Consider the following 2,562-nt stretch of genomic DNA (forward strand, 5'->3'; position numbering starts at 1 on the left):
CACACTTGGGGTAAAGGAAGCTTCTGATTGACGCAAAGGCGCGAAGACGCAAAGGGTTGTTGCAGGCTTTGCGCCTTTGCGTCTTTGCGTCAAAACCTGAAGGCTAGGAGAAGTGTGAACAGTTACTCAGCAACCCCAGGGCATGGGCAAAGTCACCTCCGGTGGGGGTGCGGGGGCGGCGAAGCCGCCCCCGAAAATCTTTTTGTGTTGTTTTTTGGCGGCGTAGCCGCCAAAAAACAACACAAATTGGGTTTGGGGCGTAGCCCGAAGAACTTTGCCCATGCCCTGGTCAGCAACCCTGAAACCAAATGTATTATAATGGTAAACGAACGCAGCGATGGCGCAACGTGCGGTGTTTCTAACGCGAGGACACGACGGCACGCCCCGATCTTCAGCGTACCGTCTCCGCCCATTCGTGGTAGAAAGAAGCCCTGTATGCACAAAGCGCGTTCCCTCGGCGTTCACCCAACCGCGCCGGTTGTGAGTTCGGCCTGGGTCTGGATGTTGATCTCGCTCATGGCCCATACGGGCTGGGGTGCCTATCCGGTTTTGGCACGCTACCTTCAGACCGTGAGCCATATTCCGAGCATGGCGCTGCTGGCTACGGCGAACATTGTGGCACTGGGATTCGCGCTACCCTTTATCCACCGGCATCTGGATCTGCGCCAACTGCGCTCGCCGGTGTTGTGGGGGCTGGCCCTCATTGTGGTGGTGCGTGCGATCACCAACCTGCTGGCCGCCCGCTATACCCATGCAATCTATGTCCAGTTGATCACCCTGATGACCCCGCTGCTGGTGGCGCTGATGAGTGCTGGTCTCTTTCGTGACAAACTGCCGCCCTATACGCTCCCGGCCATCGGGTTCTCGTTGCTCGGTTCCTTGCTCATGATTACGGGCGACCTGGGCGCGGGCGAACTGACGCTCGTGATGGGCATGCACGACTGGATCGGGATCGCGTTGGCGTGTGCCTCCACCTTGTGCTTGGCGAGCTATATGCTCCTCGTGCCACGTATTATGCGCCAGTCGGTGCCGGGCGAGACGGTGTTGGTGGTGCAACTGAGCGCCCTGCTCGGTGCAAGCATCGTTATCAGCCTCGTGATGGGTGAAGACTGGGGCCACTTCAGCAGCCTAGGCATCGGCGATTGGGCACTCTTCTTGGTCTTCGCGCTCTTTGTGCAACTAGGAGCCAATCTGGGCCAGATCGCGTCATTACGCAACCTGGGCGCACCACTGGTAAGTAGCACCATGGCGTGGCGGCTCGTGAGCACCCTGATGATTGCCGCGCTTCTGCTAAGCGAACGCCTGACCTCACTTTGGCAGATGCTCGGTGCCGTAATTGTGTTAGCGACGATTACCACGTATCTTTGGCGACAACGTAGCATCGCGTGACATAGAGTGAACAGGAGCAAAATACCGATGATCGCACCAACGACGATCCGCAACCTTCACGTCGAGCATCTCGATATTCCGCTCCTCACCCCGTTTGGCATCGCCGGTGGTGCCCAAGAGGTAGCCCGCAATCTGTTGGTGGTGGTCGAGTTGGCCGATGGAACCCGTGGCTACGGTGAGGCTGCGCCCTTTCCCGCCTTTAATGGCGAGACACCGAAAAGTTCCCTGGCCGCCATTGAACGTATGCGCTCGGCGATAGAGGGTGCTGATGTGCGTGAGTGGCGCCCGCTGGCGATGCTGTTGCGCACCGGGATTGGCACGGCGGGATCGGCGCGCTGCGCCCTCGAAACGGCGGTGTTGGATGCACTCACCAAACGGGCGGGCATGCCCATGTATGCCTTCTTTGGTGGAGTCTCCCGCGCCCTCGAAACTGACATGACCATTACCACGGGTGGGGTGGAGCAAGCCAGTATCGCCGCCGAAGAGATTCGTTCGCGGGGGATCTCCACGATCAAGGTGAAGATCGGCGGCAGCAGCCTACAACACGATCTTGAACGACTGCGCTCGATCCGCACGGTAGCGCGTACCGCCCCGCTTATCCTCGATGGCAACGGGGGGATGAGCGCCGATGAGACGCTCGAACTCCTGGTTGCGCTCGAAGCCAATGGCATTCGCCCCACCCTGCTGGAGCAACCCGTCCCCGGTGATGACTGGTCGGGGATGATTCGGCTGGCCGCCGCCGGTTTTGCACCCCTCGCCGCCGATGAGTCGGCGGCGAGTACCACCCAGGTGCTGCGCATCGCCCAGGAACGCGCCGCCCATGTGGTCAATATCAAACTGATGAAGTCCGGGGTGGTTGAAGCGCTCGATATGGCCGCCTTCTGCCGCGTGGTTGGGTTACGCCTCATGATTGGCGGGATGGTCGAGTCGATTCTCTCTATGAGTATGTCGGCTCACTTTGCCGCTGGACAGGGCGGCTTCGATTTTGTTGATCTCGATACGCCAATGTTTATGGCCGAGAATCCCTTTGAAGGGGGCTTCCGCCAAGTTGGTGGGCGCTTAGATCTGAGTCATATCACCGCTGGCCACGGTGTGCGCCCCCGGTAACTGATGCACAATCCGGTCTGTACATCATGGCCATAGTCAATGGGTTGGTATCCAAGTATACTAGCA

Annotated in this window: 2 protein-coding genes; both read left to right on the forward strand. The window is 59.3% G+C overall.

Annotation, left to right across the window (positions count from 1 at the left end; translation table 11 throughout):
* Window positions 1-435: 435 nt before the first annotated feature.
* Window positions 436-1,389, forward strand: a complete 954-nt coding sequence (locus tag EKD03_RS18055) for a DMT family transporter (protein ID WP_238613581.1) — start codon at window positions 436-438, stop codon at window positions 1,387-1,389.
* A gap of 27 nt (window positions 1,390-1,416) precedes the next feature.
* Window positions 1,417-2,496 (forward strand): dipeptide epimerase, encoded by a 1,080-nt coding sequence (locus tag EKD03_RS18060; RefSeq protein WP_129633824.1) that lies wholly within the window; start codon window positions 1,417-1,419, stop codon window positions 2,494-2,496.
* The last annotated feature ends 66 nt before the right edge of the window (window positions 2,497-2,562 follow it).

Origin of the sequence: Candidatus Oscillochloris fontis, from assembly GCF_004138135.1 — a bacterium.
Taxonomy (GTDB): Bacteria; Chloroflexota; Chloroflexia; order Chloroflexales; family Chloroflexaceae; genus Oscillochloris; species Oscillochloris fontis.